The organism is Phenylobacterium koreense, from assembly GCF_040545335.1.
GTDB classification, from domain to species: domain Bacteria; phylum Pseudomonadota; class Alphaproteobacteria; order Caulobacterales; family Caulobacteraceae; genus Phenylobacterium; species Phenylobacterium koreense.
Genome location: NZ_JBEPLU010000002.1, coordinates 517048 through 539313 on the forward strand (window position 1 = coordinate 517048; position 22266 = coordinate 539313).

21 protein-coding genes are annotated in these 22266 nt (G+C 67.6%); 16 read left to right on the forward strand and 5 right to left on the reverse strand.

What is annotated here, in order from left to right:
• The first annotated feature begins 143 nt into the window (after nt 1–143).
• On the forward strand, nt 144–1658 hold the full coding sequence (hfsE, locus tag ABID41_RS14300; RefSeq protein WP_331929262.1) for a polysaccharide biosynthesis protein HfsE: 1515 nt from the start codon (nt 144–146) through the stop codon (nt 1656–1658).
• A gap of 13 nt (nt 1659–1671) precedes the next feature.
• Here hfsE and ABID41_RS14305 read toward each other — a convergent pair whose 3' ends face one another.
• Both ABID41_RS14305 and ABID41_RS14310 read right to left on the reverse strand, forming a co-directional pair.
• Nucleotides 1672–1947 (reverse strand): sel1 repeat family protein, encoded by a 276-nt coding sequence (locus tag ABID41_RS14305; protein ID WP_331929264.1) that lies wholly within the window; start codon nt 1945–1947, stop codon nt 1672–1674.
• Nucleotides 1948–2120: 173 nt separating this feature from the next.
• Nucleotides 2121–2846, reverse strand: coding sequence for a glutathione S-transferase N-terminal domain-containing protein (locus ABID41_RS14310; protein ID WP_331929266.1), 726 nt, complete (start codon nt 2844–2846; stop codon nt 2121–2123).
• A gap of 147 nt (nt 2847–2993) precedes the next feature.
• Here ABID41_RS14310 and ABID41_RS14315 point away from each other — a divergent pair, with 147 nt between their 5' ends.
• Complete coding sequence (locus ABID41_RS14315) at nt 2994–3512, forward strand: RcnB family protein (RefSeq protein ID WP_331929268.1); 519 nt, start codon at nt 2994–2996, stop codon at nt 3510–3512.
• Nucleotides 3513–3560: 48 nt separating this feature from the next.
• On the opposite strand, the gene gatB is transcribed toward ABID41_RS14315, so the two are convergent.
• Nucleotides 3561–5024, reverse strand: coding sequence for an Asp-tRNA(Asn)/Glu-tRNA(Gln) amidotransferase subunit GatB (gene gatB, locus ABID41_RS14320; protein ID WP_331929270.1), 1464 nt, complete (start codon nt 5022–5024; stop codon nt 3561–3563).
• 125 nt (nt 5025–5149) lie between these two features.
• Here gatB and ABID41_RS14325 point away from each other — a divergent pair, with 125 nt between their 5' ends.
• On the forward strand, nt 5150–5437 hold the full coding sequence (locus tag ABID41_RS14325; RefSeq protein ID WP_331929271.1) for a hypothetical protein: 288 nt from the start codon (nt 5150–5152) through the stop codon (nt 5435–5437).
• A 107-nt stretch (nt 5438–5544) separates the two neighbouring features.
• On the forward strand, nt 5545–6489 hold the full coding sequence (locus ABID41_RS14330) for a slipin family protein (RefSeq protein ID WP_331929273.1): 945 nt from the start codon (nt 5545–5547) through the stop codon (nt 6487–6489).
• Between the two features lie 37 nt (nt 6490–6526).
• On the opposite strand, the gene gatA is transcribed toward ABID41_RS14330, so the two are convergent.
• Both gatA and gatC read right to left on the reverse strand, forming a co-directional pair.
• Nucleotides 6527–7999 carry an Asp-tRNA(Asn)/Glu-tRNA(Gln) amidotransferase subunit GatA gene (gene gatA, locus ABID41_RS14335; RefSeq protein ID WP_331929275.1) on the reverse strand — a complete coding sequence of 491 codons (1473 nt, stop codon included), beginning with the start codon at nt 7997–7999 and terminating at the stop codon, nt 6527–6529.
• The gene (gatC, locus tag ABID41_RS14340; protein ID WP_331929277.1) at nt 7999–8286 is read right to left on the reverse strand and encodes an Asp-tRNA(Asn)/Glu-tRNA(Gln) amidotransferase subunit GatC; all 288 of its coding nucleotides are present in this window, start codon (nt 8284–8286) and stop codon (nt 7999–8001) included. Before gatC ends, gatA begins: the two co-directional genes overlap by 1 nt.
• A 79-nt stretch (nt 8287–8365) precedes the next feature.
• Between gatC and ruvX the strand changes: the two genes are divergently transcribed.
• The 12 genes from ruvX to ABID41_RS14400 all read left to right on the forward strand — a co-directional run bounded on the left by ruvX (nt 8366) and on the right by ABID41_RS14400 (nt 22265).
• On the forward strand, nt 8366–8839 hold the full coding sequence (gene ruvX, locus ABID41_RS14345; RefSeq protein ID WP_331929279.1) for a Holliday junction resolvase RuvX: 474 nt from the start codon (nt 8366–8368) through the stop codon (nt 8837–8839).
• 164 nt (nt 8840–9003) lie between these two features.
• On the forward strand, nt 9004–9975 hold the full coding sequence (locus ABID41_RS14350; protein ID WP_331929281.1) for an aspartate carbamoyltransferase catalytic subunit: 972 nt from the start codon (nt 9004–9006) through the stop codon (nt 9973–9975).
• Complete coding sequence (locus tag ABID41_RS14355; RefSeq protein WP_331929283.1) at nt 9975–10565, forward strand: LOG family protein; 591 nt, start codon at nt 9975–9977, stop codon at nt 10563–10565. The genes ABID41_RS14350 and ABID41_RS14355 overlap by 1 nt, the downstream gene beginning before the upstream one ends.
• Nucleotides 10562–11848, forward strand: a complete 1287-nt coding sequence (gene pyrC / locus ABID41_RS14360) for a dihydroorotase (RefSeq protein WP_331929285.1) — start codon at nt 10562–10564, stop codon at nt 11846–11848. The genes ABID41_RS14355 and pyrC overlap by 4 nt, the downstream gene beginning before the upstream one ends.
• Nucleotides 11849–11922: 74 nt before the next feature.
• Nucleotides 11923–12255, forward strand: a complete 333-nt coding sequence (locus ABID41_RS14365) for a GFA family protein (RefSeq protein WP_331929287.1) — start codon at nt 11923–11925, stop codon at nt 12253–12255.
• A gap of 73 nt (nt 12256–12328) precedes the next feature.
• A complete protein-coding gene (gene plsY / locus ABID41_RS14370; RefSeq protein ID WP_331929289.1) occupies nt 12329–12970 on the forward strand; it encodes a glycerol-3-phosphate 1-O-acyltransferase PlsY in 642 nt (213 codons plus the stop codon).
• Nucleotides 12967–14061 carry a DNA-processing protein DprA gene (gene dprA, locus ABID41_RS14375; protein ID WP_354297896.1) on the forward strand — a complete coding sequence of 365 codons (1095 nt, stop codon included), beginning with the start codon at nt 12967–12969 and terminating at the stop codon, nt 14059–14061. Before plsY ends, dprA begins: the two co-directional genes overlap by 4 nt.
• 92 nt (nt 14062–14153) lie before the next feature.
• Nucleotides 14154–16832 (forward strand): type I DNA topoisomerase, encoded by a 2679-nt coding sequence (gene topA / locus ABID41_RS14380; protein WP_354297897.1) that lies wholly within the window; start codon nt 14154–14156, stop codon nt 16830–16832.
• A gap of 55 nt (nt 16833–16887) precedes the next feature.
• On the forward strand, nt 16888–19200 hold the full coding sequence (rnr, locus tag ABID41_RS14385; RefSeq protein WP_354297898.1) for a ribonuclease R: 2313 nt from the start codon (nt 16888–16890) through the stop codon (nt 19198–19200).
• 70 nt (nt 19201–19270) lie between these two features.
• Complete coding sequence (locus tag ABID41_RS14390; protein ID WP_331928912.1) at nt 19271–19474, forward strand: hypothetical protein; 204 nt, start codon at nt 19271–19273, stop codon at nt 19472–19474.
• Between the two features lie 191 nt (nt 19475–19665).
• Nucleotides 19666–20979 carry a metal-dependent hydrolase family protein gene (locus tag ABID41_RS14395; protein WP_331928914.1) on the forward strand — a complete coding sequence of 438 codons (1314 nt, stop codon included), beginning with the start codon at nt 19666–19668 and terminating at the stop codon, nt 20977–20979.
• A gap of 83 nt (nt 20980–21062) precedes the next feature.
• Entirely contained in the window at nt 21063–22265 is a 1203-nt protein-coding gene (locus ABID41_RS14400; protein ID WP_331928915.1) for an MFS transporter, read from the forward strand.
• Nucleotide 22266 lies beyond the last annotated feature (1 nt).

Here is a 22266-nt window from a genome sequence, read left to right on the forward strand (position 1 = left end):
CCGCGCCGAATAAGATTAGCTGCGAAGAGTTTACAGATGTCGCGATCGGCTCCGTATATGTTAACCGCTCGCACAGAGGCCGCGTGGCAGTCTGACCATCGTCACACCGATATTCGTGGTCCTTTATGTCTTTGACCGGTTCCTTGACGTCGAACGTCGCGCATGAGCGCCGTGGCCGGCGACGGACCGACGCGGAACCCGCCGTCGCCGCAGGTTGGGCCGAGCCTGGACGGGACCGCCGCGGCCCGCTTCGCCCCGAAAAGCTGACGCCGACCCGCCTGCGGATATCGGGCCGGCTGCTGACCCGCTTTTTCCAGGCCGGCGACGGCCTGGCGCTGGTGCTCGGAGGCCTGATCGCCTCCGCGCTCACCCATGGCGCCGACGTCCTGCTGATCTATGGCGGCGCCGCCCTCGCTACCTTCGCCAGCCTGCGCCTCTTCGACTGCTACAAGTTCGGGCGGCGGGAAGATCTCGCCATGCACCTGATGCGGGTCACGGTCGCCTTCGCCGTGGCGGTGGCCATGTGCTTCGCCGTGCTGACCCACTTCGTCGGCGTCATCAAGCTGGCCGCCTCGCTGGGCGTCTGGACGCCGCTCGCATTCCTCTGCGTCGCCGCCGCTCATGGGCTCTGGTGGGTGAACGTCAAGCGCTGGCGGGCCAATGGACGGCTGACGCCCAACCTGGTCATCGTCGGCGCCACTGGCGCCGCTGAGCGTCTGATCGCCGCCATTCTAGAAACCCGCGAGGCGAACGTGCTCGGGGTCTTCGACGACCGGGCCGAACGCGGGCCGGAGGCCCTGCATCGCGTGCCGTTGCTGGGTGGGACGGACAAGCTGCTGGCCCACCGGATCATGCCGTTCGTCGACCGCATCGTCATCACGGTGCCGCCGGAGGCCCGCGAGCGGATCAACGCCCTGCTCGAGCGGCTCAAGGTCCTCCCCAACGAGATCACCCTGCTGCTCGACCGTGAGGGCGAAGCGCCGGAAGCCGAGGCCATCGACCGGATCGCCAACATCCCGCTGACCCGGATTTCAGGCGCGGAGATCAACCAGGGCAAGGCCCTGACCAAGCGCGCCCAGGATCTGATCGTCGGCTCGATCGCTCTCGTCCTGACGGCGCCCATCATGTTGATGGTGGCGCTGGCGGTGAAACTTGACAGTCCTGGCCCGATTTTCTTCCGCCAGCGCCGGCACGGCTTCAACAACGAGGAGATCGTGGTCTGGAAATTCCGCTCGATGCGGAACGAAGCGGCCGACGCCAAGGCCGCGCGGCAGATCAGCGCCGACGACGACCGCGTGACCCGGGTCGGCAAGTTCATCCGCAAGACCAGCCTCGACGAGTTGCCGCAGCTCATCAACGTCCTGGCCGGAGAGATGTCGCTGGTGGGGCCGCGACCGCACGCCATCGGCATGAAGACCGGCGACGTCGAGAGCTCGCGATTGATCGCCGAATACGCCCACCGCCATCGCATGAAGCCCGGCATGACCGGCTGGGCCGCGATCAACGGCTCGCGCGGCGCGGTCGACACGCCCGAACTGGTGCGCCAGCGCGTGGCGCTGGACATCGAGTACATCGAGCGCCAGTCGTTCTGGCTCGACCTCTACATCATGTTCATGACCGTCCCCTGCCTGCTGGGGGACTCCGAGACGGTCCGCTAAACGGAGGTCCTCGTCAGCCGTGCGCGAGCCATTCACGCGCCTGGCGCTGGGCTTCGGCGACATCTTCCGTCGCCATCTCCTGGCTCAGCTCCTTGCGGTAGACCTTCGCCTCGACCGAGCCGCGCATGGCCGCGAGATTGAAGAGCATGTGCGCCGACACATAATCGAGCGGCGCCCCGCCCTGCCCCGTAGAATAGAGCAGCCCCATCTGAAAGAGTTCGTCGCCCGAAGCGTTCGCGCTCGGCAGCGGCAGACCTTGGTGTTCCACGCCCGTAAGCATGTCGATCATCCCTAACCCCGCCGACCGGGTCCCCATTCTGGGTTCCGGACCAGCTCTTGAGTGAACAGAAAAGTCCACCCCGAATAAAGATAGGGTTAATGGCAATAGATGGCGCGCTTACAGGCTGGAAGCTCGCCACTACTGGTCGACTTTACTTTCTGGAAAGCTCCGTATCCGGAAAGCTACCGGGCGCGTTGCCCGAAGAGAACATTGCGTGCAGCCGCCGCGTCGGCGCTTGAGCCGCCGAGATTGCGGCTGGTCAGGTCCTTGCCCACCTGGGCGCTGCGCTGAACAGCCTCGCGGGCGGCGATGCGGTCGTACCAGGCCTTGAGGTGGGGGAACTCCTCGATGTTGATCCCCTGCAGTCGCCAAGGCGTAACCCACGGCCAACTCGCCATGTCAGCGATCGAGTAATCGCCGGCCACATATTCCCGATCGGCCAGGCGCTTGTTCAGCACGCCATAGAGCCGGTTGGTTTCGTTGGTGTAGCGGATGGCGCCGTAGGCGATCTGGCGCTGGTCGCTGATCATGGCGGGCGCGTACTGGCGGAAGTGGTGGGTCTGGCCGGCCATCGGCCCCAGCCCGCCCATCTGCCACATGAGCCACGACTCGACCTCGGCCCGCTCGCGCTCGTTGGCGCCGTAGAACTTGCCGCTCTTGCGGCCCAAGTATTGGAGGATCGCCGCGGATTCGAAGATTGAGATCGGCTGGCCGTCCGGGCCTTCCGGATCGACGATCGCCGGCATCCGGTTGTTCGGGCTGATCGCGAGGAACTCCGGCTTGAACTGGTCGCCGGCGCCGATGTTCACCGGGATCACGGTGTAGGGCAGCCCCATTTCCTCCAGGGCGATCGTGAGCTTGAAACCGTTCGGGGTGGGCCAGAAGTAAAGTTCGATCGGCGCGGTCATCGGCTGCTCCTTACTGTCCGGAGCCATAAGTGGGCGCATCGACGGCGGGCGCAACCGTCAAGCTGACGATGCCGTTCAGCTCGAGTTCAGGCGGCTAGAGTCAAGGTTTCCTCCAGGGACACGAGTTTTCGAGTAAGGAGGCCTGCTGTGAAGCGCCTTATCCTGAGCCTGGTCGCCGTGGCGGCCGTGGCTGGCCCGATGGCCTTTAGCGCCACCTCAGCCCTGGCCGACGACCGTGGGCATGGCCGCCATGAGCGCGGTTGGGACCGTAACGACCATCGCGGCGGCGACCATCGCCGCGGGGACTGGGACCGCGGCGATCGCGGACGCTATGACGGCCGCCGCGACTGGGATCGTGGCGATCGCCGCCCGCACTACGGGAACTGGGATCGCGGCCGACACAACGGCTACTACTACCAGAACCGCTGGTATTACGGGCCGCCGCCGCAAGCCTATTACGGCAATCCGTACTATCGCCCGGGCTATATGAGCTGGCGGCGCGGCGGGCATCTGCCGCCCTATTACCGCTCCTACGTAGTCTACGACTACGGCCGTTATCACCTGCGCCGGCCGCCGGCCGGCTACGCTTGGTACCGCGTGGGCGACGACTACCTGCTCGCGGCGATCGCCAGCGGGATCATCTTCGACATCATCGCCAACAACTAACACCCACGAAGACGGAACGCCCCGGAGTTTCCTCCGGGGCGTTTTTCGCTATTCGACGCCGAGCTTCGACTTCAGAAGCTGGTTGACGGTTCCCGGATTGGCCTTGCCGCCGGTGGCCTTCATAACCTGGCCCACGAACCAGCCGATCGCCTGGGGCTTCTCCTTCACCGAAGCGGCCTGCCCCGGGTTGCCGGCGATCAGGTCCTCGATGATCTTCTCCAGGGCGCCAGTGTCGGAGACCTGCTGCAGGCCCTGCTTTTCGACGATCTCGCGAGCGCGGCCCTCCCCGGCCCACATCCGCTCGAAGACGTCCTTGGCGATCTTCGAGGAGATGACCCCCTCCTCGATCAGCGCCACCAGCTCGGCGATCGCATCGGGCTTCAGCGGGCTCTCGGTGATTTCGAGCCCGCCTGCCGTCAGCTTCGCGGCCAGGTCGTTGGTCACCCAGTTGGCGGTGAGCTTGGCGTCGCGTCCCTTGGCCGCCTCTTCGAAGAAGTCGGCGCGCGCCGCTTCGGTGATCAGCACCCCCGCGTCGTAGGCCGACAGGCCGTACTGCGATTGCAGGCGAGCCTTCTTGGCGTCCGGCAACTCGGGCAGGCTGGCCTCGATCTCCTTCACCCAGGCTGGATCCAGCTCCAGCGGCAGCAGGTCCGGATCGGGGAAATAGCGATAGTCGTGCGCTTCTTCCTTGGAGCGCATCGAGCGGGTCTCGCCCTTGTTCGGGTCGAACAGGCGGGTTTCCTGGTCGATCGAGCCACCGTCCTCGAGGATTTCGATCTGGCGGCGCGCCTCGTACTCGATGGCCTGCTGGATGTAGCGGTACGAGTTGACGTTCTTGATCTCGCAGCGCGTGCCCAGCGGATCGCCCACCTTGCGGACCGAGACGTTCACGTCCGCGCGCAGGTTGCCCTTCTCCATGTCCCCGTCGCAGGTGCCCAGATAGACGAGGATGGTCCGCAGCTTCTTCACATAGGCCGCCGCTTCCGCCGACGAGCGCATGTCTGGACGCGAGACGATCTCCATCAGAGCGGTGCCGGCGCGGTTCAGGTCCACGTAGGTGGCGTTCGGGTCCTGGTCGTGCAGGCTCTTGCCGGCGTCCTGCTCAAGGTGCAGGCGCTCGATTCCGACCTTGAAGGTCGTGCCGTCGTCATGCTCGACGATGACCTCGCCCTCGCCGACGATCGGATCCTTGAACTGGCTGATCTGATAGCCCTGCGGCAGGTCCGGATAGAAATAGTTCTTCCGGTCGAAATGGCTCTTCAGATTGATCTGGGCCTTCAGGCCAAGGCCGGTCTTCACGGCCTGCTCGACGCAGTGCTTGTTGATCACGGGCAGCATGCCGGGCATGGCCGCGTCGACCAGCGACACCTGCTGGTTCGGCTCTGCCCCGAAACCCACGGCGGCGCCGGAGAACAGCTTGGCGTTCGAGGCGACCTGGGCGTGAACCTCCAGCCCAAGAACCACTTCCCATTGGCCAGTGCGGCCGGCGATCAGCTTCGACGTATCAGTCATGTGGCGTTCCTAGCGCCCCTCGCGCGCGAGCGGAAGCGGCCGTCTGAATTCCCTTGCGTTGCCGGGCGGCCAAGCGCTGTCATCCCAATCCTTAACGGCCAATTCTTAGGGGACGAGAAAACGCCATGAGGAAACTTGTGACCACCGGCCTGCTCGGCCTTGCGCTGTCCTTCGGGGCGATATCGGCCTGGGCCGGCGCGCTTTCGGCCGAGAACACGCCCATCGCCGAGATCGCTGCGACGCCCGAGGGCAAGGCCGCCCTCGATAAGAACCTGCCGGGCCTGACGAGCCACGGGGCCTACGAACAGTTCAAGAGCATGAGCCTTAAGCAGGTCCAGCCTCTCTCCGGAGGCGCGATCACCGACGACCAGATCAAGGCCGTGCAGGCGGACCTGAACAAGGCCAAGAAGTAGGCCTTCCGCCGGCAACCTTGGCCGGAGGCGCTGCGTTTTAGAGGCAAGGCCGGTCCCGACGCGAGTGGCCGCCGGGGCGTCCGCGCCTCGATCAGAAGGCGTGCCCGATGCGACAGGCCAGCGCGATGCCGACCACCTTGTTCTTCCTCGTCGCCCTGCTGGGCCTGTGGCCAGCGTACCTGGCCTATCGCGCAGGCGGCCCAGCCGGCGGCGTGAGCGCCAGCCTCCTGGTCCTGGCCTGCGCCATGCTGGTGGGGTCGGCGACCAGGGTCGCCAGCCAGTGGGAGCGCGCCGTCGTCCTGCGGCTTGGCCGATTCCAGGCGCTGCGCGGCCCGGGGCTGTTCTTCATCATCCCGATCGTCGACACCGTGGCCTATCTGATCGACGTCCGGGTGATCACCTCGTCGTTCAAGGCCGAGAAGACCTTGACCAAGGACACCGTGCCGGTCGACGTCGACGCGGTGCTGTTCTGGCGCGTCGTCGATCCGCAGAGGGCGGCGCTGGATGTCGAGGATTATAGCAGCGCCATCGCCTGGGCTTCGCAGACCGCCCTGCGCGACGTCATCGGCAAGACCATGCTGGCGGACATGCTCGAGGGCCGCGAGAAGATCAGCCGCGAGCTTGGCCGCATCATCGACGAGCGCAGCCAGCCCTGGGGCGTCAACGTCATCTCTGTCGAACTGAAGGACGTGCTGATCCCGGCCTCCCTGGAGGACGCCATGTCGATGCAGGCCCAGGCCGAGCGCGAGCGGCAAGCCCGGCTCATCCTCGGGGACTCCGAGCGCCAGGTCGCCGAGAAGTTCCAGGAAGCCGCCCGGACCTATGCCGACAACCCCACCGCCTTCCACCTGCGGGCGATGAACATGCTGTACGAGGGGCTGAAGCAGAACTCGACCATCGTGGTCGTGCCCTCCAGCGCCGTCGATTCGATGAACCTGGGCGCCCTCAGCGGCGTCACAGCGCTGGGCATGGAGCTCGAACGCCGCCAGGGGAAGATCCGAGAGCACAGGCCGCGCGAGCATAAGCCCGCGCCGGTGCGCCCGGCGGCCTAGGGGAGTAGCGCCGGCCTGATCGACCGGCGCTTGGCCCTCACCACCACTTGGCGGGCTTGGCCTTGAAGTCGGCGGCCTTTTCGAGCGCGCCGCCGAGCGAGAACAGCGTGCCCTCGTCCAGCGCCTTGCCGATCAGTTGCAGGCCGAGCGGCAAGCCGTTGGCGTCGACGCCAGCCGGAATGCTCATGCCCGGCAGGCCCGCCAGGTTCACGGTCACGGTGAAGATGTCATTCAGGTACATCGCCACCGGGTCGTCCGAATTGGCGCCCAGCTCGAAGGCCGCCGACGGGGCCGTCGGGGTCAGCAGCGCATCGACCTTTTCGAAGGCCTGGTCGAAGTCTTCGGCGATGCGACGGCGGACTTTCAGCGCCTTGACGTAGTAGGCGTCGTAATAGCCGGCCGAGAGCACGTAGGTGCCGATCAGGATGCGGCGCTTCACCTCGGCGCCGAAGCCGGCCGCGCGGGTGTTTTCGTAGGTCTCGGTGAGGTTCCCGCCGTTCTCGCGCAGGCCATAACGCATGCCATCATAGCGGGCGAGGTTCGACGAGGCCTCGGCAGGGGCGACGATGTAGTAGGCCGGCAGGGCGTACTTGGTGTGCGGCAGCGACACCTCGACGATCTCGCAGCCGGCCTCCTTGAGCCAGGCGATACCCTGCTCCCAGAGCTTCTCGATCTCCGGCGGCATGTTGTCGACGCGGTATTCCTTCGGAATGCCGATGCGCAGTCCCTTCACCGACTTGCCGACGAAGCTGGGGAAATCCGGAACCTCGATATCGAGGCTGGTGGAGTCCTTGGCGTCGTGACCCGACATCGACTTGAGCAGGATCGCCGCGTCCTCGACGGTCTTGGCGATCGGGCCGGCCTGGTCGAGGGACGAGGCGAAGGCCACCACCCCCCAGCGCGAGCAGCGGCCGTAGGTCGGCTTGATCCCGACGGTGCCGGTGAAGGCGGCCGGCTGGCGGATCGAACCGCCGGTGTCGGTCGCCGTGGCGCCCAGGCAAAGGTCGGCGGCGACCGCCGCGGCCGAACCGCCGGAGGAGCCGCCTGGAGTCAGCTTCGAGTTCGAGCCTTCCGAGCGCCAGGGATTCACCACCGGACCGAAGGCCGAGGTCTCGTTCGACGAGCCCATGGCGAACTCGTCGAGGTTCAGCTTGCCCAGCATCACCGCGCCGTCGCGCCACAGGTTGGCGGTGACGGTCGACTCATAGGTCGGGACGAAGTTGCCGAGGATGTTCGAGCATGCCGTCGAGCGGACGCCTTCGGTGCAGAACAGATCCTTGATGCCCAGCGGCGCGCCGTCCAGGGCTCCGGCATCGCCGCGGGCGCGGCGGGCGTCGGAGTCCTTGGCCATGGCGATGGCCTTTTCCGGCGTCTCCAGGATGTAAGCGTTCAGCGGCTTGGCCGCGGCCACCGCCTCGACATGGGCCTTGGTCAGCTCTTCCGACGAGAAGGACTTGTCGGCCAGGCCGTCCAGCGCGGCCTTGAGCGTCAGGGAGGTCAGGGCGCTCATTATTCCACCACCTTCGGCACGACATAGAAGCCATCGACGGTCTTCGGCGCGTTGGACAGCACCTTGGACGCGTCTCCGCCGTCGGTGACCACGTCCTCGCGCATGGGCAGGGTCGCGGCCACGGCCGAGGTCATCGGCTCGACCCCGTCGGTGTTCACCTCGTTGAGCTGCTCGATCCAGGTCATGATCCCGGTCAGTTCCTTGGCGAGCGCTTCAAGCTTCTCCTCGGGCTCGGCGATCCGCGCGAGCCTCGCGACCTTTCGAACGGTCGCGGCGTCGATGGCCATGGGGGCCCTCCTGATGTCCAAGCCAGGGGGTTAGCCGCGCAGGCCTCCCTTTGACAAGCGATGACCGCTAAGAAGCGGCATGGCCGTTGTCGAACTGACCGATCTTCCCGCCCTTTTACCCCGCTATTCGGCCCTGATCGGGCTGGATCTCGGGGAAAAGACCATCGGCGTCGCCGTCTCCGACGTGACTCGCATGGTGGCCTCGCCGCTGGAGCTGATCCGCAAGACCAAGTTCACGGCCGAAGCGAACCGCCTGTTCGCCCTGATCGACGAGCGGCAAATCGGCGCGGTGGTCATCGGCCTGCCGGTCAATATGGACGGAACCGAGGGCGCGCGCTGCCAGTCGAACCGCGCCTTCGCGCGCAATCTCCTGCGCCTGCGCGAGTTGCCGATCGCCTTCTGGGACGAACGGATGTCGACCATGGCGGTTAACCGCCTGCTGATCGACGAGGCCGACGTCACCCGCAACCGTCGCGCCGAACTGGTGGACAAGATGGCCGCAGCCTGGATCCTGCAGGGGGCGCTCGATCGCCTCCGGACTGTGGGCGAATGAGCCGTCGCGCTTGGCGCCCTTCCCTCCCTCGCCTAGAGCCTTTTAGGGCCAGATGAAAATCATCTGGCCCGTTGAAAAAGGCTCTATTTCCCTAATGTTAGAGCGCGTTCTGACCGCAAAACCGGGTTCCACTTTTGCGGAACGCGCTCTATGAGGCGGCTTTAATGAGCGCAGCACCCCTCAACGAGGTCCTCGGCCGGACCTTCCCTTTCCCGAAGCGCCACTTCCTATCGGTGGTGGATCTCAACCCCGTGGAAGTCGCCGGCCTGCTGGACCTGGCCGACAGTTTCGTCGTCCTGAACCGCCAACATTCGAAGAAGCTCGATCTGCTCAAGGGTCGAACGCTGATGAATCTCTTCTTCGAGAACTCGACCCGGACCCAGAGCTCCTTCGAACTGGCCGGCAAGCGGCTGGGCGCCGACGTCGTGAATATGAGCCCGCGGTCCTCCTCGATCTCCAAGGGCGAGACCCTGATCGACACGGCCGTCACCCTCAACGCCATGCAACCGGACCTGCTGGTGGTGCGGCACTCGTCGTCGGGGGCGGCTTCGCTGCTTTCTCAGAAGGTCACCTGCTCGGTGGTCAATGCGGGCGACGGCCAGCACGAGCACCCGACCCAGGCCCTGCTCGACATGCTCTCCCTGCGCCGGGCCTTCGGCCGCATCGCGGGGCTGAAGATCGCCATCTGCGGCGACATCCTGCACAGCCGCGTGGCCCGTTCGAACGTCGGCCTCCTGCAGATGATGGGGGCGGAGGTGCGTTTGGTCGGGCCGCCGACCCTGATGCCGACCCAGGCCGACCGTTGGGGCTCGGCCGTCTATCACGACATGCGCAAGGGCATCGAAGGCTGCGACGTGGTCATGATGCTGCGCCTCCAGCTCGAACGCATGGACGGGGTGATGGCCCCGTCGAAACGTGAATACTTCCGCTTCTACGGCCTGGACCGCGAGAAGCTGGCCCACGCTGCGCCGCATGTCCGCGTCATGCACCCAGGCCCGATGAACCGGGGCGTCGAGATCGACTCCGAGGTCGCCGACGACCTGGCCGTCTCGCTGATCCAGGATCAGGTGGAGATGGGCGTGGCCGCGCGTATGGCCGTGCTGACGTCGCTCGCCGCGCGGTTGGACAACGACTGATGAACGCCATCGCCTCGGTGTGCGTGTTCTGCGGGTCCAGCCCGGGGGCGGATCCTGCCTATGCCGCGGCCGCCCGCGCCATGGGACGCGCCATCGCCGAGCGGGGCTTGCGGCTGGTCTATGGCGGCGCGAAGGTCGGGCTGATGGGCGCTCTGGCCGACGCGGCCATGGCCTCCGGCGGGGAGGTGATCGGCGTCATGCCCCACGCCCTGGCCGACAAGGAGATCGGTCACCACGGCCTCACCAGGCTGGAAGTCGTCGGCTCCATGCACGAGCGCAAGGCGCGAATGGCCGAACTGTCCGACGGCTTCGTCGCCCTGCCCGGCGGCGTCGGCACGCTGGAAGAGATCTTCGAGATCTGGACCTGGGGCCAGCTGGGCTTCCACGCCAAACCGGCCGCCTTTCTGAACGTACGCGGCTATTACGACGGCCTGCGCAATTTCCTCGATCACTCGGTGGGCGAAGCGTTCCTGCGCGCGCCTCACCGCGACATGGTGATCTTCCGCGAGGACGCGGGCCAGGTGTTGGACGCCCTGGCCGCCTACGTCCCCCCCATCGTCGAGAAATGGATCGGACGCCCCGAACTATGACCCAACGCGCGACCGCCTTCGTCAACGCCCGCCTCGTCGATCCCGCCAGCGGCTGGGACGGTCCCGGCGCCCTGCTGGTCCGCGACGGCAAGATCGCCGACGTCGTCCAGGGCGGCGACCTCGGTGCGCTCGCCGCCGATATCGAGGTGATCGACGCCGGCGGCGCGATGCTCGCGCCCGGCCTCGTGGACCTGCGGGTCAAGACCGGCGAGCCCGGCGCGGAGACCAAGGAGACCCTGAAGTCGGCCAGCCTGGCCGCGGCCGCCGGCGGGGTGACCTCCATCGTCCTGCAACCGGACACGAACCCGGTCGTGGATGAGGCCTCGGTCGTGGACTTCATCCTGCGTCGCACGCGCGACATCGAGTTGGTCCACGTCTATCCGGCCGGCGCGGCCACCAAGGGGGCGCAGGGCGAGCGAATGGCCGAGATCGGCCTGATGCGCGAGGCCGGCTGCGTCTACGTCACCGACGCCGACCGCCCGATCGTCAATTCCAAGGTGCTCCAGCGGGTGCTGGCCTACGCCAAGAGCTTCGGCGTCCTGGTGGCTCATCGCCCCGCCGATCCCTGGCTCTCGACCGGCGCCGCGGCCACCGCCGGCGAGTTCGCCGGCCGCATGGGCCTGCCCAGCGTTCCGCCGATCGCAGAGAAGATCATGCTGGAGCGCGACCTGGCGCTCGTGGAGCTCACCGGCGCGCCGTTCCTCGTGGACCAGGTGACCACCGCCTGCGCCCTGGAGAGCCTGAAGCGTGGCAAGGACAAGGGCCTGCCGGTCTCCGCCACCACCTCGATCAACCACCTCTCGTTCAACGAGGTGGATATCGGCGACTATCGCACGTTCCTGAAGTTCGACCCGCCGGTGCGCGGCGAGGACGACCGTCAGGCGACGATCGACGCGCTCGCCTCCGGCCTCATCGACATCGTGGTCTCAGCCCACTGTCCGGCGCCGGCCGAGGACAAGCGCTTGCCCTATGACGAGGCCGCGCCCGGCGCGGTCGGCCTGCAGACCCTTCTGCCGGCCTTGCTCGCCTTCCAGGACCAGATCCCGCTCATCGACCTGATGCGGACGGTGACCAGCCGTCCCGCCGAGTTGCTTGGCCTGCCGGCCGGCAAGCTGGCCAAGGGCGCGCCGGCCGACCTGGTGCTGTGCGACCTGAATGCGCCGATCGTGATCGATCTCGACAAGCTGAAGTCCAAATCTCACAACTCTCCGTTCGACGGCCGTCGGCTGTTCGGCGAGGTGAAGATGACGCTGATCGACGGTCGGACCGTCTACCAGGCCTGACGCGTCAGCCAGTCCGAGATTGAACGCCGATCTCGGAGCGCCTATAGGTAGTCGCGAACAAAGCGAGAACCGACATGACCTATCATGGTGGCTGCCAGTGCGGCGCGGTGGCGTTCGAGGCCGATGGGGAAATCACCCAGTTGGTCGAATGCAACTGTTCGATCTGCAAACCCAAGGGCTATCTGTTGTGGTTCGTGCCCGAGGCGGATTTCCGGCTGACGACCGACGAATCCGCGCTCAGCGAATACCGATTCAACACCCACAAGATCGCCCACCAGTTCTGCTCGACCTGCGGGGTTTCGACCTTTGGTCACGGGCCGGGCATGTATGCGGTCAACGCCAGGACCTTGAAGGATTTCGACGTCAAGAGCGTGCCGATCCAGGCCTTCGACGGGGCCTCGCGTTGAGCATCGGCCTATGGCGACGGATGACGGCGGCCGATGCGGACGCTAGGACTCTGGCCAGACCTGGGGGGAAAATATGCCGGCCGACTCGCTCAGCCCTGTCCTGATCGCCGCCGCCGTGGTGGGCGGCTACCTGCTCGGCTCGATCCCGTTCGGAGTGATCGCCACGCGCCTAGGCGGCGCCGGCGACGTGCGCTCGATCGGCTCGGGCAACATCGGCGCGACCAACGTTCTGCGCACCGGCCGCAAGGATCTGGCTCTGATCACCCTGCTGGGCGACGGCGGCAAGGGCGCGGTGGCGGTGTTCATCGCCTGGCTGCTGACCCGCGGCGGCGGCGTCCAGGCTCAGGCCAGCCTCACCTCGCTCGCGGGCGGCGCGGCCTTCCTGGGCCATCTCTTCCCGGTCTGGCTGAAGTTCAAAGGCGGCAAGGGCGTGGCGACCTTCTTCGGGACCTTGCTGGCGGCCGCCTGGCCGGTGGGCATGGCGGCGGGCGCAACCTGGATCCTCATGGCCCTGGTCTTCCGAATCTCGTCCCTCGCCGCGCTAGCGGCTGCGATCCTGGCGCCGATCTACGTGATCCTGCTGGGCCGCCCCTATCCAATCGCGCTGATGGCCGCCTTCATGGCCGTGCTGATCTACATCCGGCACAAGGAGAACATCTCCCGGCTGCTGAAGGGCCAGGAGCCTAGGATCGGAAAGAAAAAAGAAGCCGCGTGATCCGCCAGCTCACCGACGCCGCCCGCCGCGACTGGCTGCGCCTGGCGCGAACGGAGAACGTAGGCCCCGTCACCTTCGCCCAGCTCATCGCCCGCTATGGCGAGGCCTCGCTGGCGCTCGCGGCGATTCCCGACCTTACTCGGCGCGGCGGTCGCGTCTCTCCGCTGGGCATCCCATCGCACGACGACGTGCGGCGCGAATTGGAGGCCGGCGCCGCGCTGGGCGCTCGTCTGCTCCTTTCCTGTGACGCCGCGTACCCGGCCGCGCTCGCGGCGCTCGACCCGCCGCCGCCGGCGATCTGGGCTCGCGGCGACGTCTCCCTGCTCAATCGTCCTAGCGTCGCCTTGGTCGGGGCGCGGATCGCCTCGGCCGGCGGCCAGAGGTTCGCCCGCGGCCTGGCCTCGGACCTCGGCGCACAAGGCTTCGTCATTGTCTCCGGCATGGCGCGCGGCATCGACGGCGCGGCCCACGAGGGCGCGTTGCCGACCGGAACCGTCGCCGTGCTCGGCGGCGGGATCGACGACATTTATCCGAGCGAGCATCGGAGCCTCTACGAACGCCTCGTCGAAGAGGGCTGCGTCGTCTCCGAAAGCGCCCCAGGCCGCACGGCCACGGCCAAGGACTTCCCCCGTCGCAACCGGATCATCTCGGGCCTTTCCCGGGCGGTCGTGGTGGTCGAGGCCGAACTCCGGTCGGGCTCGCTGATCACCGCAAGGCTTGCCGCCGAACAGGGCCGTGAAGTGCTGGCGGTCCCAGGTTCCCCGCTCGATCCGCGCGCCCGCGGTACCAACGACCTGATCCGCCAGGGCGCAGCGCTGTGCGAAGGCGTTGATGACGTCCTGCGGGCGCTGGAGGGCGTCCGCGGCCTGCGCGAGCCTGAATGTCCGTTCGCGCCGGCTCCGGTGTCCGACGCGGCCATCGACGGCGTGCGTGAAAAGGTCGCCGCCCTGCTGTCGCCAACGCCGGTTTCTCGGGACGAACTGGTGCGCGCCGCAGGCGCGCCGGCGCCGGTTGTCCTGGCCGCGCTGACCGAACTCGCCCTGGCCGGCCGCGCCGAATTGCTTCCCGGGGGCCTTGTGGCGCTGGCCTGACGAGCCTAGTTGACAGCGCCCGGGCCCCGCCCGCAACTTTCGCGCCCTTGATTTCTGGGCGATCCGTCCACGACGCCCCACATAGAGCGCCCATGAACCTCCTCGTCGTCGAGAGCCCGGCAAAGGCCAAGACCATCAACAAGTACCTCGGCTCGGACTATACGGTCCTGGCCTCGTACGGGCATGTGCGCGATCTTCCGGCCAAGGACGGATCGGTGAAGCCCGACGAGGACTTCGCCATGTCCTGGGACGTCGACGCCAAGGCCGCCAAGCGGCTGAGCGACATCGCCGAGGCGGCCAAGAAGTCCGACCGCATCATTCTGGCCACCGACCCCGACCGTGAGGGCGAGGCGATCTCCTGGCACGTGCTGGAGGTCCTGCAGAAGAAGAAGGTCCTCAAGGACAAGAAGGTCGAGCGGGTGGTGTTCAACGCCATCACCAAGTCAGCCGTGACCGAGGCGATGAAGTCGCCGCGGGCCATCGACATGGAGCTGGTCGAGGCCTATCTGGCCCGCCGCGCCCTGGACTACCTGGTCGGGTTCACCCTTTCGCCGGTGCTCTGGCGCAAGCTGCCGGGCTCGCGCTCGGCAGGCCGCGTGCAGTCGGTGGCCCTGCGTCTGGTGGTCGACCGCGAGATCGAGATCGAGCGCTTCAAGACCCAGGAGTACTGGACCGTCGAGGCCGACGTCTCGGCCGGCGCCGAGCCGTTCCTGGCCCGGATGGTCAAACACGAGGGCAAGCGGCTCTCGAAGTTCGACCTGGGGAACGAGGCCAGCGCCAACGCCGCCAAGGCCGCGGTCGAGAGTGCGAGCTTCAAGGTCGCCGCCGTCGAGAAGAAGCCGGGCCGGCGCTCCCCGCCCCCGCCCTTCACCACCTCGACCCTGCAGCAGGAGGCCGCCCGCAAGCTTGGCTTCTCGGCGCAGCGGACCATGCAGGCCGCGCAGAAGCTGTACGAAGGCGTCGACATCGGCGGCGAGACGGTCGGCCTGATCACCTACATGCGGACCGATGGGGTGCAGGCTGCGCCCGAGGCGCTGGATGAAGCACGCAAGGTGATCGGCAACGTCTACGGCAAGGAATACGTCCCCGAGAGCGCCCGGATTTACAAGACCAAGGCCAAGAACGCCCAGGAGGCCCACGAGGCGATCCGGCCGACCAGCTTGACCCGCAACCCCGGCTCCCTGCGCCTGGATAGCGACCTCGGCCGGCTCTACGAGCTGATCTGGAAGCGGATGATCGCCTCGCAGATGGAGGCTGCGCGGATCGAGCGGACGACCATCGAGCTCGACAGCGCCGACGGCAAGACCGGCCTGCGCGCCACCGGCCAGGTGGTGCTCTTCGATGGCTACCTCGCGGTCTACGAGGAAGGCCGCGACGACGCGGACGACGAGGAAGGCGGGCGCCTGCCGCCGGTGCGCGAGGGCGCCGACGGCCGCGTGGTAGCAGCCCGGGCCGACCAGCACTTCACCGAGCCGCCGCCGCGCTATTCCGAAGCCAGCCTGGTTAAGAAGATGGAGGAATTGGGCATAGGCCGGCCCTCCACCTACGCTTCGATCCTCACGGTGCTGCGGGACCGCGAGTATGTCCGCATGGACAAGAACCGCTTCGTCCCCGAGGACAAGGGGCGCTTAGTCACTGCTTTTCTTGAACAATTCTTCTCGCGCTACGTGGAGTACGACTTCACCGCGGCGCTGGAGGAGAAGCTCGACCTGGTGTCGGCCGGGGATATGGACTGGAAGGCCCTGCTCCGCGAGTTCTGGCAGGACTTCCACGCCGCGGTCGGCGAGATCGCCGAACTGCGCGTCACCAACGTCCTGGACGCCCTGAACGAGGCGCTCGGCCCGCACATCTTCCCGGCCAAGGAAGACGGCTCGGACCCGCGCGCCTGCCCGACCTGCGGCACCGGCCGCCTGTCGCTAAAGACCGGAAAATTCGGGGCTTTCATCGGCTGCTCGAACTATCCGGAGTGCCGTTTCACCCGCCAGCTCGCCCAGTCGGACGACGAGGCGGCGCAGGAAAACGGCGACCGCGAACTCGGCGTCGATCCGGTCACCGGCGAGACGGTCTTCCTCAAGGCCGGGCGCTTTGGCCCCTACGTCCAGCTCGGCGAGGGCGAGAAGCCCAAACGCTCCAGCCTGCCCAAGGGCTGGTCGGCCGGCGCCATGGACCTGGAGAAGGCGCTGAGGCTGCTCAGATTGCCCCGCGAAGTGGGTCTTCATCCGGAAGATGGAGAGCCGATTACGGCCGGTATCGGCAGGTTTGGGCCCTTTGTCCTCCACAAAGGTGTCTATGCGAACCTGCCGAATGCGGACGAAGTCTTCGAGGTCGGGCTGAATCGGGCGGTCGCCCTGCTGGCCGAGAAGCGGGCCGGCGGCGGTCGCGGGCGCACGGAAGCCACGGCGCTCAAGGACTTGGGCGCGCACCCGGCCGACGGCGCGCCGGTGAAGGTGCTGTCGGGTCGCTATGGCCCCTACATCAAACACGGCTCCACAAACGCCAACATTCCAAAAGGCAAGGATCCGCAGGAAATCACCCTCGAAGAGGCGGTGCTGCTGATCGCCGAACGCGAGGCCAAGGGCGGCGGCAAGAAGAAGGCGACCAAGGCCAAGGCGGCCGCCAAGCCGAAGGCCGAGAAGGCGCCCGCCAAGAAGGCGGCGGCCAAGTCGCCCGCGGCCAAGAAGCCGGCTGCGAAGAAGCCCGCCGCCAAGAAGACGGCCAAGGCCGAACCGGCGCCCGCGGGCGGCCCCGCGCCCTGGGACGACGACGAGTAAGGCGGGGACGCAAATCCCCGCCACCGCCGCGTGATTCCTGCGCTACAAGGCAGGGATGGCCAAAGCGCGCATACCGAAATCCGCCCGGTTCACCTCGAAGTCCGTCAGGGTCCCCCAGGGCCTGCCCGACCGCGAGACACTGCTGAAATTCATCCGCGAGGCGGGCGAGACCGACAAGGCGGACATGGCCAAGGCCTTCGGGCTCAAGGGCAATGACCGCCGCGCCCTGCGCGACATGCTGAAAGCGCTCGAGGCCGAGGGCGCGCTGGGCAAGCGCGGCCGCAAGGGATTCTCCGAAGCAGGCGCCCTGCCCCCGGTCGGCGTCGTGGACGTGGTCGAGCGCGACCCGGACGGCGACCTGCTGGTCAAGCTGACCAAGGGCGAGGACGCGCCGGTGGTGCGGCTGGCCCCCGACCGCCGCGAGGCGACCGGCGGCGCGCCGGGCCTGGGCGACCGGCTGCTGGTGCGGTTCGAGACGCTGGAGAACGGCGAGACCGAAGCGCGGATGATCAAGCGGCTGGGCCAGAGCGCCCACCGCATCCTTGGTGTGATTCGTAGAGCCAATCGGCAGGTTCGCGTCGAGCCTGTCGATAGACGCTCCAAGGAGAGCCTGTCGCTGCTGCCGGCGGACGCGGTCGATCTGCACGACGGCGACCTGGTCCTGGCCCAGGTCACCCTCGAGGCCCGATACGGCCCCAAGCGCGGCAAGGTGCTCGAAGTCGTCGGCCGCGAGGACCAGCCGCGTGCGGCCTCGCTGATCGCGATCTACAGCCATGGCATCCCGACCGGCTTCAGCCAGGCGGCGGAAGCCGAGGCCGAAGCCGCCGAGCCTCCGACCCTGAAGGGCCGCGAGGACCTGCGCGAGGTCCCACTGGTCACCATCGATCCCCCGGACGCCCGCGACCACGACGACGCGGTCTATGCCGAGCCGGACACCGACCCCAAGAACGAGGGCGGCTGGATCGTCTGGGTCGCGATCGCCGACGTGGCCGCCTATGTGCGCCCGGGCTCGGCCCTGGACCGCGAAGCCCGGGACAAGGGCAATTCCACCTACTTCCCCGACCGGGTGGAACCGATGCTGCCTGAGCGCCTGTCGGCGGGGCTCTGCTCGCTGCGCCAGGGCGAGAACCGCGCCTGCCTGGCGGTGCGGATGGTGTTCGACAGGAACGGGCGCAAGCGCTCGCACAAATTCGTCCGTGGCCTGATGCGGTCCGCCGCCAAGCTCTCCTACGAGCAGGCCCAGCGGGCCATCGACGGCTTCCCGGACGACCACACCAATCCGCTTCTGGAGCCGATCCTCAAGCCGCTGTGGGCGGCCTACGAGACCATGATGAAGGGCCGCCGCGCGCGCTCGCCGCTGGCGATCCAGAGTCAGGAGCGGAAGATCGTGCTCAACGCCGAGGGCGAGGTCACCTCGATCACGCCGCGGGCCTCGCTGGAAGCGCACCGGCTGATCGAGGAAATGATGGTCCAGGCCAATGTCTGCGCCGCCGAGACCCTGGAGCAGAAGAAGAGCCCGCTGATCTACCGGATCCACGACGCGCCGACCCAGGAGAAGGTGCAGTCCCTGGCCGAGTTCCTCCAGACCCTGGGAATCGCCTGGAACAAGGGCGAGGCGCCGCGGACCGAGCGCTTCAACGGCCTGCTCGACCAGACCCGCGAAGGCCCGCACGCCGAGATCGTCAACGAGGTTGTGCTGCGGACCCAGATGCAGGCGGTCTATGCGACCGAGAACATCGGCCACTTCGGGCTGAACCTCGACCGCTATGCGCACTTCACCTCGCCGATCCGGCGCTATGCCGACCTGATCGTGCACCGGGCGCTGATCCGGGCCCTGGGCTTGGGCGAAGACGGCCTGACCGACCGCGACATCGCCCAGATGAAGGACACCTCCGAGCGGATCACCTATGCCGAGCGGCGCTCCATGGCCGCCGAGCGCGACGCCACCGACCGCTATGTCGCCGCCTTCCTGGCCGACCGGGTGGGCGCGGAGTTCGCCGGGCGGATCACAGGGGTGACCAGGTTCGGCCTCTTCATCCGCCTGGACGAGACCGGGGCCGACGGCCTCGTGCCTGCCTCCAGCCTGGGCGGGGAGTTCTTCATCCACGATGACAAGGCTCACGCCCTGGTGGGCGAGCGCACGGGCCGGCGCTGGCCGCTGGGCCTGCGGGTGCAGGTGGAGCTGAAGGAGGCGACGCCAATCACCGGCGGCCTGCTGTTCGACATCCTGAGCGATCCCCTGCCGGCCGATCCCAACGCGCCGCGTCCGCGGCTGGGGATGCGGGCCCGCGGCGGCGGCTTCTCCGGACCCAAGCGCGGCGGCGGCGCCGGCCGCGCGGCGGCGCCGAAACGGGGCAAGCGGCGCTAAGCGAATGGAACCTTCGCGACCGTAACACCGTTCCGCAACCTGAGGATACATCAGGGACGAGGAGTTCAGCATGGCCGATACGCGCCCCAGTGCGAACGTCTTGCTCACCAAGTATCTCGTGGGATTGCTGCTCCTGGTCATCGGTTTGGCGCTCACCCTGGTGGGCGTTTTCAACGGCGCTCACAACCTTACGCTTGTCGGACTGGCGATCGCCGCCGTGGGCATGCTGCTGATCGTCCTGAAGATCATCGCGCGCAACCGACCGCTGCATTAGGCGGGGAGCGCTTGGCCGGGCTACGTCCAGGCCCGGCAGGAACAGGGGGATGCCCCATGCTTTCCTGTACGCCGGCCGACGAGCCGAACGCTTGCCCTTCGTGCCGGTGTTGCAGCCCAGGCCTGCAACTGGCCTCGGCGCAGATCACACAGGCCCTGTCGCGACGCGGGATGCTAGCAGGCGCCGGAGCCGTGTCTGCGGCCTTCGCCGTGGGACGGCCAGGGTCGGGGCTGGCGGCTCCGGCCTCCACGCCTCCGGTGGTGCTGACGAACTTCCAACTGTTCGACGGCAAGGGCGCGGCGCTGCGCGGCGGGGTGCGGCTGCTGATCCAGGATGGCCGGTTGAAGCTGGGCGGCGGAGAGACCTCGGCGCCCGGCGGGGCGAAGACGATCGACTGCGGCGGCCGGGTGCTGATGCCGGGTCTGATCGACGCCCACTGGCACACCATGTTCGCGGCCATGTCGGTCGAGACGCTGCTGCAGGCCAGCATCGAAGACATCCTGGCTTCCGCCAAGGGCGAGGCCGAGCAGACCCTGATGCGGGGCTTCACCACGATCCGCGACCTCGGAGGCCCCTCCTTCGTCCTGAAGCACGCGATCGACGCCGGGGCGGCGAAAGGCCCGCGCATCTATCCCAGCGGCCCGATGATCACCACGAGCGGCGGCCACGGCGACCTGCGGCCACTGTCGGATATTCCGAGATCGCCCGGCGGCCCGGTGAGCCAGGCGGAAAAGACCGGCGGGATCGCCATCGCCGACAGCGCCGACGAAATCCGGCTGCGGGTGCGCGAGCAGTTCATGCAGGGCGCCTCGCAGATCAAGCTGGTAGGCGGGGGCGGCGTCTCCTCCCCCCGCACCACCCTGGACATGCTGACCTTCAGCGAGGCCGAACTTCGCGCCGCCATCGAGGCGACCAAGGACCGCAACACCTATGCAACGGTCCACGCCTATCCGTCGCCGGTGATCCGGCGGGCCATGGCGGCCGGCGCCCAGTGCATCGAGCACGGCCACCTGATGGACGAGGCGACCGCCAGACTGATGGCCGACAACGGAATCTGGCTCAGCACGCAGCCGTTCGTCAGCGAGGAAGACTCCCTGCCGCTGACCGGCCAGAGCCATACCAACCTGTTGCAGGTGATCGGCGGCACAAACCGGCTCTATGAGCTGGCCAAGGCCCACAGGATCAAGACCGCGTTCGGGACCGACATCCTGTTCTCCGCCGAGATGACCCGCCGCCAGGGCCTGATGCTGACCCACCTGACCCGCTGGTACGAGCCGGCCGACATCCTGCGCATGGCGACCTCAGTGAACGGGGAGCTGATGGCGCTGTCGGGGCCTCGAAATCCCTACCCTGGAAAGCTGGGAACGATCGAGGATGGGGCGTGGGCCGACCTGCTGGTGGTGAACGGAAGCCCCTTGCAGGACATCTCGTTGCTCGCCCGGCCCGAGCAGAGCCTGGCCCTGATCATGAAGGACGGGGTGATCTACAAGAACACGCTCTCCTGAAAGCCCGCGGCTAGCCGCCTTGGTTGGCGTAACCGGAGTCCGCGGGTAAGCATCGTCCTTTGCGGTGATCGGGGGCGGACGGCATGGCTTTGGGAAAGGCGACGGGCAGGACGAGCCCGGCCGTCGTGGTGGCGATCTGTTTCGCCGTGGCGGCGCTGGAGGGCTACGACATCCAGGCCTTTGGGGTGGCCGCGCCAAAGATCGTGGCCGAACTCTCGCTGAACGCCGGGCAGATGGGCTGGGCTGCGAGCGTCGCCATGCTGGGGTTGGTGATCGGGGCATTCATCGGCGGCTGGCTGGCCGACCGGATCGGCCGCAAGCCGGTGCTGCTGGTCTCCACGACCATGTTCGGGGTCTTCTCGGCGATCACGGCGCTGAGCCCGAGTTACGACGCCCTGGTGCTGGCGCGGCTGGCGACGGGCCTGGGCTTTGGCGGGGCCATGCCCAACCTGATCGCCATCGCCACCGAGATCAGCCCGCCAAGGCGGCGGGCCGCGGCGGTGACCACCATGTTCTGCGGCATGCCGGCCGGCGGATCGGCGGTGGCGCTGATCGCCGGCATGGCCGGCGAGGCGTTGGACTGGCGGGCGATCTTCTATCTCGGCGGCCTGCTGCCGCTGTTGCTCGTGCCGGTGATCTTCTTCGTACTGCCGGAAACCCGGCCCCAGCATGATCCGGCGGCGGATCGACGGGTCGGATTTGCGCTGTTCGGCGAGGGCCGCGGTCCGGCGAGCCTGATGCTCTGGCTGGTGGTGATGCTGACCCTGGCGGTGCTCTACCTGATGCTGAACTGGCTGCCGACACTGGTGGTCGAGAAGGGCCTGAGCGCGGCCGATGGGGCGATGGCCTCACTTTCCTTCAACCTGACCAGCATCGTCGGCGCCCTCTTCGTCGGCTTCCTGGTCGATCGAGTGGGATTCCGCTGGCCGCTGACGGCGACCTACCTGCTGCTGGCGGCGGGAATGCTGGCCCTGGCGGCGGCGCAAGGGCGCGGACCGATCCTGGCGCTGGCCGGAGTGACCGGGTTCATGGTGCTGGGCGCGCAGTATGCGCTCTATGCCCTGGCGCCCGTGCTCTATCCGCCGCAGGTGCGGGCGTTCGGGGCGGGTTCGGCGGTGGCGGTGGGGAGATTCGGCTCCATCGCGGGGCCTCTGGTCGCCGGTCAGTTCCGGCAGGCGGGGTTGGGCCCGGGCGAGGTGTTCGCCTCCATGACTCCGGCGGTGTTCGTCGCAGCCGCGGCAGTGCTGGGCCTGAGCTTCCTGGCCAGGCCGCACGAGGAAGACTGAG